Annotated in this window: 8 protein-coding genes and 1 tRNA gene; 3 read left to right on the top strand and 6 right to left on the bottom strand. The window is 66.6% G+C overall.

What is annotated here, in order from left to right; genetic code table 11:
- The coding region (locus tag ASD79_RS25010; protein WP_235524368.1) for a hypothetical protein at positions 1 to 107 on the top strand (107 nt) is incomplete at its 5' end.
- A gap of 27 nt (positions 108 to 134) precedes the next feature.
- On the opposite strand, the gene ASD79_RS08960 is transcribed toward ASD79_RS25010, so the two are convergent.
- The 3 genes from ASD79_RS08960 to ASD79_RS08970 all read right to left on the bottom strand — a co-directional run bounded on the left by ASD79_RS08960 (position 135) and on the right by ASD79_RS08970 (position 4502).
- Positions 135 to 896, bottom strand: a complete 762-nt coding sequence (locus tag ASD79_RS08960) for a FadR/GntR family transcriptional regulator (RefSeq protein WP_056720763.1) — start codon at positions 894 to 896, stop codon at positions 135 to 137.
- Between the two features lie 136 nt (positions 897 to 1032).
- Positions 1033 to 2628 (bottom strand): alpha-N-arabinofuranosidase, encoded by a 1596-nt coding sequence (locus tag ASD79_RS08965; protein ID WP_056720739.1) that lies wholly within the window; start codon positions 2626 to 2628, stop codon positions 1033 to 1035.
- Positions 2629 to 2753: 125 nt separating this feature from the next.
- The gene (locus ASD79_RS08970; protein ID WP_056720741.1) at positions 2754 to 4502 is read right to left on the bottom strand and encodes a glycoside hydrolase family 43 protein; all 1749 of its coding nucleotides are present in this window, start codon (positions 4500 to 4502) and stop codon (positions 2754 to 2756) included.
- 386 nt (positions 4503 to 4888) lie between these two features.
- Here ASD79_RS08970 and ASD79_RS08975 point away from each other — a divergent pair, with 386 nt between their 5' ends.
- Complete coding sequence (locus ASD79_RS08975; protein ID WP_235524377.1) at positions 4889 to 7138, top strand: glycoside hydrolase N-terminal domain-containing protein; 2250 nt, start codon at positions 4889 to 4891, stop codon at positions 7136 to 7138.
- 241 nt (positions 7139 to 7379) lie between these two features.
- Here ASD79_RS08975 and ASD79_RS08980 read toward each other — a convergent pair.
- The 3 genes from ASD79_RS08980 to ASD79_RS08990 form a co-directional block, all read right to left on the bottom strand.
- A tRNA-Asn gene (locus ASD79_RS08980) sits at positions 7380 to 7454 on the bottom strand.
- A 206-nt stretch (positions 7455 to 7660) separates the two neighbouring features.
- Positions 7661 to 9925 carry a glycoside hydrolase family 3 protein gene (locus ASD79_RS08985; RefSeq protein WP_056720745.1) on the bottom strand — a complete coding sequence of 755 codons (2265 nt, stop codon included), beginning with the start codon at positions 9923 to 9925 and terminating at the stop codon, positions 7661 to 7663.
- 60 nt (positions 9926 to 9985) lie between these two features.
- Positions 9986 to 11008, bottom strand: coding sequence for a LacI family DNA-binding transcriptional regulator (locus tag ASD79_RS08990; protein WP_056720746.1), 1023 nt, complete (start codon positions 11006 to 11008; stop codon positions 9986 to 9988).
- Between the two features lie 693 nt (positions 11009 to 11701).
- Between ASD79_RS08990 and ASD79_RS08995 the strand changes: the two genes are divergently transcribed.
- Positions 11702 to 14749, top strand: a complete 3048-nt coding sequence (locus ASD79_RS08995; RefSeq protein WP_056720747.1) for a TonB-dependent receptor — start codon at positions 11702 to 11704, stop codon at positions 14747 to 14749.
- Positions 14750 to 14827: the final 78 nt, after the last annotated feature.

A 14827-nucleotide genomic window follows, 5' to 3' on the forward strand; every position in this document is an offset into this window, starting at 1 on the left:
TCCAGCGGACCATCGTCGGCCAGATGGAGACCGGAGCGGTGCTGGAACCAGCGGTCAAGTACCAGCGCATCGCCCAGACCAAGGGCCTGCCCAGGGATAACCACTAGTCCAAAGCGGCCCTAAGGCGCCGTTCGTCACATGGACGAGCGGGTGTCCTCGAGCGCCAGGTCGACGAGGGCGCGCATGGCCGCGCTCGCCGCCTCGGGATCGCGGGCGACAATGGCGTCGCACACCCTGGCGTGGTCGGGTACGGGATCGCGGGGCAGGGCCCGCGAGCGCTGCTTGAACTCCGTCGTCCAACTGACCGCGGCGCTGATGCTGGCGCTCAGCGCCATCATCGCGCTGTTGTGGGTGGCCCGCAGCAGCGCATCGTGGAAGGCGCGGTCGGCCGCTCGGCCCGCCTCGGTCGCCAATGTATGACGCCGCATCTTGGCCAGCGCGTCCTTCATCGCCTTGATGTCGTCCTTGTCGCGCCGTTCGGCGGCGAAGCGGGCGGCGGCCGGTTCGACCACGGCGCGCAGTTCGAACAGGTCACGCACGAACGCCAGATCCGGCTCGGCCGAGAACGCCCAGGCCAGGACCGTGGGGTCCAGAATGTTCCAGCGGCTGCGCGGCAGGACGCGCGTTCCGGCCTTGGGCCGGCTCTCGACCAGGCCCTTGGCGGTCAGCACCTGCACGGCCTCGCGATAGGCGCCGCGCGAGACGTCCAGGGCGGCGGCGTTGGCGATTTCGCCGGTCAGCGTTTCCCCCGGGGCGATCTGGCCCGAGACGATCGCCGTGCCGAGATAGTGGGCCACCGCGCCGCGCAGGCGACGGCCCGACCCCTTCGCCGATCGCGGGATCGACGGTTCGTCCGGCGAGGCGGTTGGAGGCGGCGTGGGATTGCTGGGCTGCATGCGTTGCAATAGGCGCAACGCGGCCGTGCTTGGCAAGTTTTGAGCAGCGCATCCATATAGTGGGCGCGCCCCTCAGCGGGAACGTCGCTCTCGGGAAGCGAGGTTCCCGCTGTACGGGGCGATCCGGTTCTGGCCGCTACGGCTCCAGTTGAACGACGACGATGGACTTGGCCGGAATGTCCAGCTCAAGGCCGTCGCGACCCGCCTTCGCGGTGAAGGGCTTGGGCGTCACGACGCCCGGCGCTTGGAAAGTGTTGACCGCATCGACGCGCGAGGCGGTCAGAACCTGACCGTGGGCGCTCGCGGCCTTGGTGCCGGAGACGCTGGCCAGGATCGAGGCGGGGCGAACCGGATCAAGGTTGGTCACCGCCAGCCACAGCTTGCCCTGGGCGTCGCGCGCCGCGATCGCGTCCACGCGCGGCAGCTTGACGTCGCCTTGCGCATAGGTCCCGGCGTCGAAGCTGACAGGGGTGAAGGTCGCGTCCTGGAACGGCAGGTACATCTTGTAGACGTGATAGGTCGGGGTCAGGACCATCTTGTCCTTGTCGGTCAGGATCATCGCCTGCAGGACATTGATCATCTGGGCGATGTTGGTCATCCGCACGCGGTCGGCATGGCGCGCGAAGATGTTGAGGTTCAAGGCCGCGACGATGGCGTCCCGCAGCGAATTCTGCTGGGCGAGGAAGCCGGGATTGGTGTCTTCCAGCGGCGCCAGCCACACGCCCCACTCGTCGACGACCAGCGGCACCTTCTTTTCCGGATCGTACTTGTCCATGATCGCCGCGTGCTTGGCGATCAGGCCGTCCATGCCCAGCGTTTCCTGGACCAGCTTGGCGTAGGCGGCCTCGTCGAAGCCCTGGCTGGCATAGGAGGGCGGCCAGCCGCCGGTGGTGTAGGAGTGCAGGGACAGGCCTTCGATGTTCCAGGCCCAGTCATGGCCCTTCTGAGCCGCCATAACCGCCTCGGTATAGGCCGGGTCGCCCTGGTTGGGGCCGACGGCGATCCGTTGCATCGCCTCCGCGCCCGATTGCTTGGGGTTGTAATTCCGCACGAAGCGGGCGTAGCGCTTCATCTCGTCGGTGTAGGCGTCGGGGGTCATCGCCCCGCCGCAGCTCCAGCTCTCGTTGCCAAGGCCCAGATACTTGACCTTGTAGGGCGCGGGGTGGCCGTTGGCCGCGCGCTCCTGGCCCGCCGTGGTCGCCGGATCGGCGGTCATGTACTCGATCCACTCGGCTGCTTCCTGCACCGAGCCCGAGCCGATGTTCACCGAAACATAGGCCTCGCTGCCGATCTGGTCGACGAAGTCCATGAACTCGTCGGTGCCGAACGTGTTGGGCTCGACCGAGCCGCCCCAGTTGGAATTGATCGTCTTGCGCCGGTTCGCGGTCGGGCCGACGCCATGTCGCCAATGGTACTCGTCGGCGAAGCAGCCGCCCGGCCAGCGGACATTGGGGACCTTGATGGCGCGCAGCGCCTCGACCACGTCCTTGCGGATTCCGCGTGTGTTGGGGATCGACGAGTCCTTGCCCACCCAGACGCCGCCATAGACGCCCGTTCCCAGGTGCTCGGCGAACTGGCCGAAGATGTTGCGGTCGATTCTAGGTCCAGGGGCGCCGGCGTCGATCCGCAACGCGATAGGCGGTCCGGCCTTGCTCTGGGCCTGAACCAAGGTGGGCGCGGCCATCACGACGGCCAGGACGCAAGCAGCCAGCGGACGAGTTGCTCTGATCATCTCTTATCCCCTTGAAAGCCGCCGCGCTTCGAGGGCGGCGTCGGTGGCGATCGCGTCAGCGTCGCCTTCGGTTTACGGTCGCCGAACTGGAGGCTCCGCCGGGCTCGGCGGCGCCCAGGCGTGCATCATCGCCCCACGGCCGCGTCCGGCTGGGCGTCATGGGCGTACACCCCCAGGAGCGCGCCGACGAAGCCTCCCGCGGTCTTGGTCGAAAGGATCGTTCCGTCCTCGCCGGCCTTCAGGATCTTCCATTGGCCGGGCGCCAGCGCGTAGGAAAAATCATAGAGACCGCCGCGGGCGGTGATCTTCAGCCAGATCGGAGCGCCGGCCTTGAGCGTGACAGGCGCGCCGGCGACCTCCGCCCCGCTGGCCGCGTCCTTCGGACCGGCGCGGCGCTCGAGCACGATCTTGTCCTGGCCGTCGGCGCCACGCGTCACGCCCAGGAAGAAGAAGAAGTCGTCGTTCTGCACGGCGACCATGCCGGCCTTGTCGCCGACCTTGCTCGGGGCGAAGCGCATCTGGGTCGAGGCGCTGGCGTTGATATGCTGTTGGCGACGCCCCCAGAATGAGGGCTGAGCCATGCCCCCGATCGTTTCGGCGCGCGCGGTCAGGATCAGCTTCCCACCGTCGAGCCGCCACCAGCGCCGCTGCGGGATCCGCATGGTGACCCAGTTCAGCGGCAAGGCCTTGCCGTTGAACTCCTCGCGAACCGTGAAGGCGCCCGCGGTCGGCGGCGGGGTGGGCTCGGTCGCGGGCAGGGCGGGCTTGGCGTGGAGGTAAGGGATGGTCCTGCCGTTCTCCAGGATGACGGGCCAGCCGTCCTTCCACTCCACCGGCAGCAGGAAGGTCTCGCGGCCGGTGTTGTAGAGATCATCGCCATAGGGCCGCACCGCCAGGAACGTCGCCCACCACTCGCCGTCCGGGGTGTCGACGAGCGTGGCGTGGCCAGCCGAGGTGATCGGCAGCGGACGGTCCTTGGGAAGGCCGCGTTGGGTCAGGATCGGATTGTTCGCGTAAGGAACGTACGGTCCCCAGGCGCTCTTCGAGCGCAGGACCACCTGGCTGTGGCCCTCGGCGGTGCCGCCTTCGGCCGCGACCAGATAATACCAGCCGTCCTTCTTGAGAATGTGGGGCCCCTCGGGCCAGATGGGCTTGGCTGCGGGATTGACGCCCTTGTCGAGCAGCAGTTTGGGTTGGCCGACGGTCTTCTTGGCCTTGACGTCGTAGCCGATCGCCCAGATGGCGCGGTGGCCCTTGTATTCGGGCGGCCCCGGGGGCGCGCCGTTGAAGACAATCAGGGCGCCGCCGTCGTCGTCGAAGAAGAGATACGGATCGATGCCCTCCACGGACGGCAGCCACACCGGATCCGACCAGGGGCCCTTCGGATCCTTCGCGGTGATCAGGAAATTGCCGCTGCAATCGACGCAGGTGTTCAGGATATAGAAGACGCCGTCATGGTGGCTCAGCGTCGGCGCGAAGACCGCACGCGACAGGCCCAGCCGCTTGAAGTCGAGCATGCCGGGGCGATCGATCGCGTTGCCGATCTGGTTCCAATGCACGAGGTCGGTGGAGTGGAAGACCGGAAGCCCGGGGAACCAGGCGAAGGTCGAACTGACGAAATAGAAGTCCTTGCCGACCCGCATGACCGCCGGGTCGGGATAGGTCCCCTTGAGGATCGGGTTGGCGTACTGGGCCGAGGTTGGTTTGAACGCGTCGTCCGACGGGTCGGCGCCCGTGTACTCAAACCATTCGAACGCCGCCTCCGGGGCGACCGTCCGACCATCGATCAGGGGCTGCCGCGCCTCGAGCGGAACGCGGGCCTGGGCGGCGCCGGCGGCCAAGAGGGCAAGGACGACGAGGCTTTGGCGGATCATCTGGCGTAGTCCCCTCCGAGCGCCGCGATTGAGATCGTGGCTGTTCTTATGTCCGGCAAATGACACGACCGATGTGGTCTTGAGCTGGATCGGGGCCATCCTAGTCAGCAAGAATGACAAATGGTAGCGCTAACGTTGGAAAGATGAGCCGTCATATCACGGGGCGATACCGCCTTGCGTCGCTGTCACGTTTCCATAGTTTGTCGGAGTAATAAAGTTCAGAGGGCCGGCGCGAGTAGCCGATCCGCTTAGGCCGCGTCTGTCATTTCCGACCACGCTTCGAGAATCAAATGAACCTGACTCGCCGGTCCACGCTTGCTGCTCTTGGCGCTTCGACGGCTTTGGGCGGCGGCTCCGCTCACGCCGCGAGGCCCAAGACCTCGCCAATGCGCCTTTGGTACCGCCAACCGGCCAAGGAATGGGTCGAGGCGCTGCCGGTCGGCTCGGGCAAGCTGGGCGCGATGGTGTTCGGCGGCGTGGCGGCCGAGCGGCTGCAGCTGAACGAGGACACCCTGTGGGCCGGCGGCCCGTATGACCCGGCCAACCCCGAAGCCTTGGCGGCGCTTGCGGAAATTCGCCGCCTGATCGACGCGGGCGAATACGCCAAGGCCACCGAGCTGGCTGACGCCAAGTTCATGGGCACGCCCAAGCGTCAGATGTCCTACCAGACGATCGGCGACCTGAAGCTCGACTTCCCGGGCCTGGCCGAGGCGGGAAGCGACTATGTCCGCGACCTGAACATCGACGGGGCGATCGCCACGACGACCTTTGCCGCCGGCGGCGTCCGCCATGTCCGCGAGGTGCTTGCCAGCGCGCCGGACGGGGTGATCGCCGTGCGACTGACGGCCAGCGAAAAGGCGGCGATCACCGTGGACCTAAGCTTTGCCAGCCCGCTGAAGTCCAAGCTCGTCACGCGCGTGGAGGATCAGGCGCTGGTGCTTGGCGGCGCCAACGACAGCCAGCAGGGCGTTCCTGCCAATCTGGAGTTCGAATGTCGCGTTCAGGTCCGAACCAAGGGCGGTCAGGTGACAGGGGAGGGCGACAGGCTTTCGGTGACGGGCGCCGACGAGGTGCTGTTGCTGATCGCGGCGGCGACCAGTTACCGCCGTTATGACGACGTGTCGGGCGTCCCTGTCGCGCTCAACAAAGCGACGCTCGCCAAACTGGCCGGCAAGCCTTGGGCGAAGATCCTGGCCGATCACCAGGCCGATCATCGGAGTTTGTTTCGGCGGGTCGGTGTCGACTTCGGCCGCACCCGCGCCGACCTGCTGCCGACCGACGTGCGGATCAAGCGCTCACCGACCACCGACGATCCATCCCTGGCGGCCCTTTACTTCCAGTATGGCCGCTACCTGCTGATCGCCAGTTCGCGCCCGGGCGGACAGCCGGCCAACCTGCAGGGCATCTGGAACGACAAGACCTCAGCCCCATGGGGCAGCAAGTACACGATCAATATCAACACCGAGATGAACTACTGGCCGGCCGAGCCAACCAATCTGCCGGAACTGGTCGAGCCGCTGATCGCGCTGGTGGCGGACCTCGCCGAGACCGGGGCCAGGATGGCCAAGGTCATGTACGGCGCGCGCGGCTGGGTCGCCCACCACAACACCGATCTCTGGCGCGCCACGGCGCCGATCGACGGGGCGACCTACGGCGTTTGGCCCACCGGCGGCGCCTGGCTGTGCAAGCACGTCTACGACCACTACGACTACAATCGCGACACGGCGTATCTCGCCCGCGTCTATCCGCTGATGAAGGGCTCGGCGAGGTTCTTCCTGGACACCCTGGTGGTCGATCCGAAGTTCGGGGTCCTGGTCACCAGCCCGTCGCTCTCGCCCGAGAACGACCACGGTCACGGCTCCTCCCTGGTCGCCGGCCCGACCATGGACCAGGCGATCGTCCGGGACCTGTTCGACAACTGCCTGAAGGCCGAGGTGATCCTCGGCGCCGACGAGGCCGTCGTCGCCGAGCTGAAGACGGCGCGCGACAAGCTGGCGCCCTACAAGATCGGCAAGGGCGGCCAACTACAGGAGTGGCAGGAAGACTGGGACGCGGACGCTGTCGACGTCCACCACCGCCACGTCTCGCATCTCTACGGCCTGTTTCCCTCGGACCAGATCTCGATCGACACGACGCCCAAATTGGCGGCGGCCGCCAAGACGACACTGGTCACGCGCGGCGACCTGTCCACCGGGTGGGCCATCGCCTGGCGGCTGAACCTGTGGTCGCGCCTTGGCGACGGTGACCACGCCCATGAGATCCTGTCGCTGTTGCTCGGGCCCGAGCGGACCTATCCCAACATGTTCGACGCCCACCCGCCGTTCCAGATCGACGGCAATTTCGGCGGGACCTCGGGCATGACGGAGATGGTTCTGCAGAGCCGCAACGACCGCATCTATCTGTTGCCGGCTCTGCCGTCGGCTTGGCCGACCGGGCACATCACGGGACTGCGGGCGCGCGGCGCGGTGGAGGTCAACGTGCGCTGGGCGGGCGGCAAGCTAACCGAGGCGGTGCTGACCGCCAAGGTCGACGGACGCGTCACCGTCGTCCACGGCGGCTCGAGCCTGGACCTTGAACTTCAACGGAGCCGGCCCGCGCGGTTGACCACCGCCCACGGTAGGTTGGTGAGAGTCTGAGCGAGCCATCCGAGCGTGACCGTAGTTCGCCGCGGATGGTTTCGACCGATAGCGGTGTCGAGAGGATTGCGACACCCGCGCGTTTCAGTCGAGGGGCGCCTGGGCCAGGGGAGATCCCGCTCGCCGGGATGGCGAGCTATCGACGGAATTTCGACGGTCATTTGATTTGTTGAAGCAAACGAACGCCGGTCCGGATGCGAAAAATCCGGCCGAAGGGCCGGATTTTTCTCAAAACCAGAGGTGGCTCCGCGGGTAGGATTCGAACCTACGACCAGCCGGTTAACAGCCGGCTGCTCTACCACTGAGCTACCGCGGAACAGGTCGCCTCAGGAAGAGGCCGGGTGATAGCCGCCCCCGTGACTCGGTGCAAGCGCATTCGGACAAAAAAACAGCCCGGCTTTTGGCCGGGCTGTGGAAAGTCAGTGATGGTGGGGTGTCTTCAAGGAAGACCGGCCGAAACTGGTCTTCTATGGTTAATCAGACCTTAATTTCCCCTGCGGCCAAATGGCGCCAATTGTGCGCTCATCGCTTGATCAGGCCCACGGGCAGGGCCTGGGCGGCCACGGCGACATCGGCCTTGGCGGCTGGATCGCGCGACGAGGCGCCCAGGGTGACCGTGTAGTCGCCGGCCGCCACCGACCAGCCGTGGGCCTTGGCGTCCCACACGGCCAGCAGGCGCGGATCGACGGTCAGGCGGACGCTGGTGGTCGCGCCCGGGGCCAGGTCGAGCTTCTTGAAGCCGGCCAGGCGCTGCGGCGCTTCCCAGCCCCCAATGGCTTTGGCGTCCTTGGGCGAAACATAGACCTGCGGCACGGCCTTGCCGGCCCGCGCGCCGGTGTTCTTGACGTCGAAGCTGACGGTGACGACGCCGCCCGCCGTCGTGGCCTTGAGGTTGTCATAGGCGAAGGTCGTGTAGGACAGGCCTTGGCCGAAGGCGAACAGCGGCTGGTGGCCCTTCTTGTCGAACCACTTGTAGCCGACCGCCGCGCCCTCGAGCGTATAGTCGACCTCGAACATGGCGTCGGGCGTCTTGGGATCGCCGTCCAGCACGGGGCGCGGCAGTTGCGCCAGGGACGCGGGGAAGGTGACGGGCAGGCGGCCCGAGGCGTCGACCTCGCCGGTCAGTACGCGGGCGATGGCCTCGCCACCTTCCGAGCCGGGGTACCAGGCCTCGACCACGCCGCCCACCTTGGACAGCCAGGGCATCAGCACCGGGCCGCCGGTCTGCAGCACCACCACGGTCTTGGCGTTGGCCGTGGCGACGGCGTCGATCAGGGCGTCCTGGTCGTGCTCCAGGGTCAGGGGGCTGTCGAACGACTCGCCGTTCCACTGGGTGGCGAACACCAGGACGATGTCGCTGGCGGCCGCCAGCTTGGCCGCGGCGGCCAGGTCCTTGCCGTCGGCATATTGGATATCGGCGCCGGGCAGGCGGGCCTTCAGCGCCTTCAGCGGCGAGGAGGGGAAGTAGATCATCGGGCCGGGCCAGGTGGCCGGGCCTTCGCCCTGCACCGCGCGGCCGCCGATCGGATAGACCTGCGAGGAGCCACCGCCCGACAGCACGCCGACGTCGGCGTGGCCGCCGATGACCGCGATCTTCCTGGCCGTGGCGACGAGCGGCAGCAGCCCCTTGTCGTTCTTCAGGAGAACGATGCCTTCTTCGGCGTCGGCGCGGGTGATCTTGCCGTGGGCCGCGTAGTCGATCGTCGTGATCTTGACCGGCTTCTCGACCACGCCGCTGGCGAACAGGCCGCGCAGGATGCGACGAACCATGTCGTCGAGGCGGGCCTGGGAGACCTCGCCCTTGGCCAGGGCGTCCTTCAGCGGGCCCTGGAAGAAGCTCTGTGTGTCGAAGGCCTGGCCGGCCGATTCCTGGTCGAGGCCGGCGTTGACGGCCTTGGCGCTGGAATGGACCGCGCCCCAGTCGGACATCACGTAGTTCTTGTAGCCCCAGTCCTGCTTGAGGACCTTGTTAAGCAGGAAGTCGTTCTCGCAGGCGTAGTCGCCGTTGATGCGGTTGTAGGCGCACATCACCGAGTGCGGGTCGGAATCCTCGATGGCGAACTGGAAGGCCAGCAGGTCGGAGGTCCGGGCCTCGGCCTCGCCGATCCTGGCGTTGAGCACGAAGCGGCCGTTCTCCTGGCTGTTCAGGGCGTAGTGCTTGATGGTCGAGACGATGGCGTTGGACTGGATGCCCCGGATCTGGGCCCCGACCATCAGCCCGGCCAGCAATGGGTCCTCGCCGCCGTATTCGAAGTTGCGGCCGTTGCGCGGCTCGCGGACCAGGTTCACTCCGCCGGCCAGCATGACGTTGAAGCCCGAGTCGCGGGCCTCCGAACCGATCATCGCGCCGCCTTTGTACGCCAGGTCAGGGTTCCAGGTGGCGGTGGTGGCCATGCCGGAGGGCAGGGCGGTGCGTTCGCGCTTCTTGGGCTCGCCGCCCTGGGTGGCCACGCCAACGCCGGCGTCGGTCTGGAACTGTTCGGGAATGCCCAGGCGCGGAACGCCCTTCACATAGCCGGCCGAGCCGGGCAGGGCCTCGGGAACGCGGGTGTACTTCTGGCCCATGTCGGCGCCGAAATAGCCGAAGATGATGGTCATCTTCTCGTCCTGGGTCATGGCCTTGACCGCCTGGTCGGCGCGCGTGTCGGCGTCGAGCTTGGGGTCCAGCCAGGGGCGGGCGGCCGGGGCCGCGGCGGGCGCCTGGGCCTGGGCGCAGGAGGCCAGGGCGGCGGCGGAAGCGCCGAGCATGAGGGCCAGGGTCAGGCCCCGCCAGGTCTGTCGGTTCATGGTAACCTCCCACAGGATGTGACGCGGACGAAGGCTCGTCGGCGCGGATAGGCGTTGGGTTTAGCCGGCCCTGGCGGGGCCGGTGGATTCGCGGATCACCAGGCTGTGCTTGGTGAGGATCGTCGCCGCCGACTTGCCCAGCGCCTCGTTGGCGTTCCAGGCGCTGAGGGCGGTGATGGCCCGGCGGGTCATCTGGTCGAAGGGCTGGCGGATGGTGGTCAGGGACGGCCAGATCGCCGCGGCGATCGGCGCGTCGTCGAAGCCCACCACCGACAGGTCGTCGGGCAGTTTCAGACCGCGCCGCTGGGCCTCCATGCAGGTGGCGGCGGCCATGTCGTCATTGGCCGCGAAGATGGCGGTGGGCGGGTTTTCCATGTCCAGCAGGGCCTGGGCCCCGACCAGCCCGCCCTTGAAGGTGAAGTCGCCCGGCACGATCAGCGCCGGGGCGGGGCGCGGCTTGCCGGCGGCGGCATAGGCTTCGTTGAAGCCGTTGCGGCGCAGGGTGCTGGCGGCATGGTCCGGATGGCCGGCGATATGGCCGATTCGCTCGTGGCCCAGGCTGAACAGGTGCTCGACCACCTCGCGGGCCGCGGCGCGGTCATCCATGACGATGCTGGGCGAGTGCGAGTCGGGGCTGGTCGGCGAGATCAGCACGCAGCGCACGTCGTGCTCGCGCAGCAACGTCTTGAGCGGGGCGAAATCACATTCCGGCGGCAGCAGCACCATTTCGCGGATGCCGCCGTCGGTCACGAAGGCGCGAATCCGCTCTTGCCAGCCGGCCATGTCGCCCTCGACCAGTTCGGCGGTGAGGTGGCGGCCGTTCTCGAGGCAGGCGACCATCAGGGCGTGATGAATGCGGGTCTGGTAGCCGCCGCTGGGGTCGCCCATCAGGATGCCGACGGCCGGAGCGCCGTGCGAGCGCAGCCCGCGCGCCACGGCGTTGGGGTGATAGTCCAGGGCCAGCATGGCGCCGCGGACCCGCTCACGCGTCTTGGCGGTGACGCTCTCGTGGTCGTTCAGAACGCGCGAGACGGTCTTGGGCGACACCCCCGCCCGCAGCGCCACATCATGGATCGTCGCCATCTACGTCGTCACATCCAGGTCCGAATTGCACCGCGCCGGGCTCGATCGCCCGAACCGCCGCCGCCCCTTGGAACGAAGCCATAGCTCAGCGCGACAACGATGTCATGCATGTGGACAAAGTTTGTCCAAGAAAGACATTTGACGAGACATGATAAGACAAGTTTGGACATTTCCTCGCGGTAGTTCCCGACACCAAAGGGATATTCAGCGCGCCTCTGGACCCGGCCGTGCGCCAGTGGAAGCGCTTGACGCTACGTCACGACCAGATCGCAGCAAGGCGTCGAGATGGTATTCTCGAGAAATTTATATCCACAAAATCAATGCGATGATGAATTTGGTTTCGCTCGAAATGGTCGCCGAACAGCACGCAAACCCTTGCGGCGATGGCTGTAGAGGGCCTGTCGGCTACAAAATGACAACGTTGACATTCTAGTTGACACGAACAGGACATTTACCGATCGTGCGTCACGGCTGGGGAAGGGCGTGAGCCAGCGTGTGCGTCTCGTGACGCAGGGGTCGCCAGAAGAACTTCGCTTGAACGCAAGGGCTCGCCGGGCAGGCCGGGAACCCTTTCAACGGCAGGCGGAGCAGCAGCCCTCACCGAAATCGGCGGGGGTCGAGAACGGCCATAAGAACGTTTGGGGAGCGAAGATCTTGTCCAATCCACGAAACCAGTCCGCGTTGGCGAGGGGGATGACCCTGGCGCTGCTGGCGGGCGCGTCGTCCATGGCGCTGACCACCGGCGCCTGGGCGCAGTCCGCGCCGGACGGACCCTCGCAGGTCGAGGAAGTCGTCGTCACCGGTATCCGCGGCTCGCAGATCCGCTCGGTCGACGTCAAGCGGCGCGAGGCGTCGATCGTCGACGCCATTTCATCGGAAGACATCGGCAAGCTGCCGGACGTCACCATCGTCGATTCGCTGCAACGCATCTCGGGCGTGCAGATCCAGCGTGACGCCGGCGAGGGCAAGACCGTCAACATCCGTGGCCTCAAGCAGGTCATCACCCTGTTGAACGGCGAGCAGTATCTGAGCGCCGGCAACATGGGCGAGGCCCAGCCGAACCTGCTCGACGTGCCGTCGCAACTGATGAACCAGGTGCTGGTCTACAAGTCGACCAACCCGCTCAACGCGCTGTCGGGCATCTCGGGCACCATCGACCTGCGCACGCGGCGTCCGTTCCAGATGGCCGAGGGCTTCACCCTGGCCGCGGGGGCCGAAGGCCAGCGCGGCGAGCGCACCAAGGAAAACGACTACCTGTTCAACGGCGTCGCCAGCTGGCGCAATGACCGCGTCGGCCTGATGGTCTCGGGCGCGGCCAGCAAGTCCAACCTGGGCAACAACTATTCCGGCACGGTCGGGCTGTCGGGCAACAACGACTGGGGCGGCAGCGCGCCGACCAACTTCATCTCGCCCCACGGCTACGAAAGCTTCAACCGGGTGGTCGAGCGCAAGCGCCTGGGCGTCAATGTCGCCTTCGAGGCCGATCTTGGCGAGGGCTTCACCCTGCTGGCCGAGGGCTTCTACGCCAAGCTCGACGAGTACAACCGCGCCGTCGGCATCAACATCTCCAACCGCTGGGACGGCGGCGCCTTCGGCGTCTGGACCCAGCCCACGGTCTCGACCCCGGCCGGGGTCGGCAACTGGCGGGCCGTCGACGAGTACGACATCGACGCCTGGTGGATCAATTCGTTCAGCGTCAACCGCGTCACCAAGTCGGAATCCAAGAACTACAACCTGGAACTGAAGTACGACAACGGCGGCAAGTTCACGAGCGAGGTGCGGGCCATCCGCGCCGACGGCAACAAGCTCAGCATGAACGGCCAGGCCCAGGGCGACCTGAGCAACTGGCAGTACGCGCCGGGCCGCTTCAACCTGTTCCGCAACGCCCAGGACCGCACGCGCGGCCCGTTCTATCCGAGCGCGATCTGCAGCCAGTACCCGACCTCGCAGCGCACCAACGCCGTCGTCGGCAGCGCCGGCGGCTGCTACCTCAATCCCAACCCGGCCGGCTACGGCCAGAACCCGCAGCTGCACTACAACATCGCCGGCAATCACCCGGTGTGGAGCGGCTTCGACACCCCGATCTCCGGCGGCCTGGGCGCGGGCAAGACCCTGCGCGACTACATGGCCAACAAGGACAGCTACGCGATCGGGGCCTTCTCGTCGGAAGGCAATAACGAAGTCGACTCGGACATGAACGTGTTCCGCGCCGACGGCCACTACAAGTTCGACGACAAGTTCCTGGGCTTCATCACCAAGGTCGACGCCGGCGTCCGCCAGAGCGACCGTTCGATCAGCGTCGAGCAGTTCCACCTGTTCTCGTCGTTCTACGGCGGCACGCCGGGCGCGATCCAGAAGAACGGCACGCCGGTTCCGGCCGGCGGCTGCATGGCGCAGTGGAAGGCCATCGACGTGGCGATGGACAACAGCCAGTGCTCGGCGGGCGAAATGGTGCCCAACCCGATCACCGGCGTCCCGGAGTTCCAGCCCTATACGGTCAACCGTCCGACCAAGCTGTCGACCTACAACAATGTCGTGCTGGTCGACGACCTGGGCGGCATCACCTCGGGCATGCCCAACTTCTGGGCCATCGATCCGCGCGACTTCGACGATGTGAAGTCGTTCCAGGAGAAGGTGTTCGGCGGCGCCGTCCGCGTCCAGGTTCCGGGCCAGACCTACGATGTCGACCTGAAGGAACAAAGCGCCTTCGGCGCGGCGAGCTTCGAGGCCGGCGCCCTGTCGGGCAACTTCGGCCTGCGGGTCATCCAGACCGAACTGCTGGTCAAGCAGAACAACACCGGCGACACCCTGGCCTATGGCGACACCAACGCCGACGTCGGCGACACCGTCAGCCGGCGCAAGTACACCGACTGGCTGCCGTCGCTGAACGCGGTCTACGACGTCAACGATCACCTGAAGCTGCGCTTCGCCTACAGCAAGACGATGCAGCCGCTGGATCTGAGCAACTATGGCGGCGGCCTCAGCATCTTCACCGCCGACTGCGGCGCGGTGAAGCCGGGCGTACGTTGCGTCACCGGCGCCAGCTCCTCGGGCAACCCGAACCTGGATCCCTGGCGGTCGACCAACTTCGACGGCGCGATCGAGTACTACTTCGGCGCCGCCAGCATGCTGAACCTGTCGGCCTTCAAGCTGAAGATCGACAGCTTCGTCACCAACGGCACCACCACCGGCCGGTTCACCAACGGCGACGGTTCGCTCAGCAACCCGGTCAACGTCACCCTGCCGGTTCAGGGCGACGCCGGCTCGGTCAAGGGCCTGGAAGTGGGCGCCAAGATCGCGGTCAGCGACGTGTTCCCCGACGCCGGCTTCTTCTCGAACTTCGGCGTCGACACCAACTACACCTACTCGCCCAGCCACGAGTCGCGGACCGGCCTGGACGGCGCCAAGCTGCCGTTCGTCGACAACTCCAAGCACCAGTACAACCTGGTCGGCTGGTACCAGGACGACAAGCTGCAGGCCCGCGTCGCCTACAACTATCGGACCGCGCGTCTGTCCGAAGTCATGAGCAGCAACATCCCGATCTTCCAGGGATCCACCGGCTATGTGGACGTGAACGTCAGCTACAACGTTCGCGACAACATCACGGTGTACGTCAACGGCTCCAACGTCACGGGCGAGATCGAGGACTACTACGCCCGGTTCGCCAAGGGCTCGACCCAGTACATCAAGCAGAACGAGTTCGAGCCCCGCTACACCCTCGGCATCCGCGCCAAGTGGTAGCGATCTAGCGTCCAACCTCCCTGCGGGCCGCTGTGACCCCCTGTCACAGCGGCTTCTTTTTCTTCCCGGGGCGGATAG

The organism is Caulobacter sp. Root655, assembly GCF_001427665.1.
Taxonomy (GTDB): domain Bacteria; phylum Pseudomonadota; class Alphaproteobacteria; order Caulobacterales; family Caulobacteraceae; genus Caulobacter.

What these genes read in the sequence shown, in the direction of transcription:
- ASD79_RS08990 (WP_056720746.1), bottom strand. Translation starts at nt 11,008, where the DNA reads ATGGCGACGATCCATGATGTGGCGCTGCGGGCGGGGGTGTCGCCCAAG.
- ASD79_RS08985 (WP_056720745.1), bottom strand. Translation starts at nt 9,925, where the DNA reads ATGAACCGACAGACCTGGCGGGGCCTGACCCTGGCCCTCATGCTCGGC.
- ASD79_RS08965 (WP_056720739.1), bottom strand. Translation starts at nt 2,628, where the DNA reads ATGATCAGAGCAACTCGTCCGCTGGCTGCTTGCGTCCTGGCCGTCGTG.
- ASD79_RS08960 (WP_056720763.1), bottom strand. Translation starts at nt 896, where the DNA reads ATGCAGCCCAGCAATCCCACGCCGCCTCCAACCGCCTCGCCGGACGAA.
- ASD79_RS08970 (WP_056720741.1), bottom strand. Translation starts at nt 4,502, where the DNA reads ATGATCCGCCAAAGCCTCGTCGTCCTTGCCCTCTTGGCCGCCGGCGCC.
- ASD79_RS08995 (WP_056720747.1), top strand. Translation starts at nt 11,702, where the DNA reads ATGACCCTGGCGCTGCTGGCGGGCGCGTCGTCCATGGCGCTGACCACC.
- ASD79_RS08975 (WP_235524377.1), top strand. Translation starts at nt 4,889, where the DNA reads ATGCGCCTTTGGTACCGCCAACCGGCCAAGGAATGGGTCGAGGCGCTG.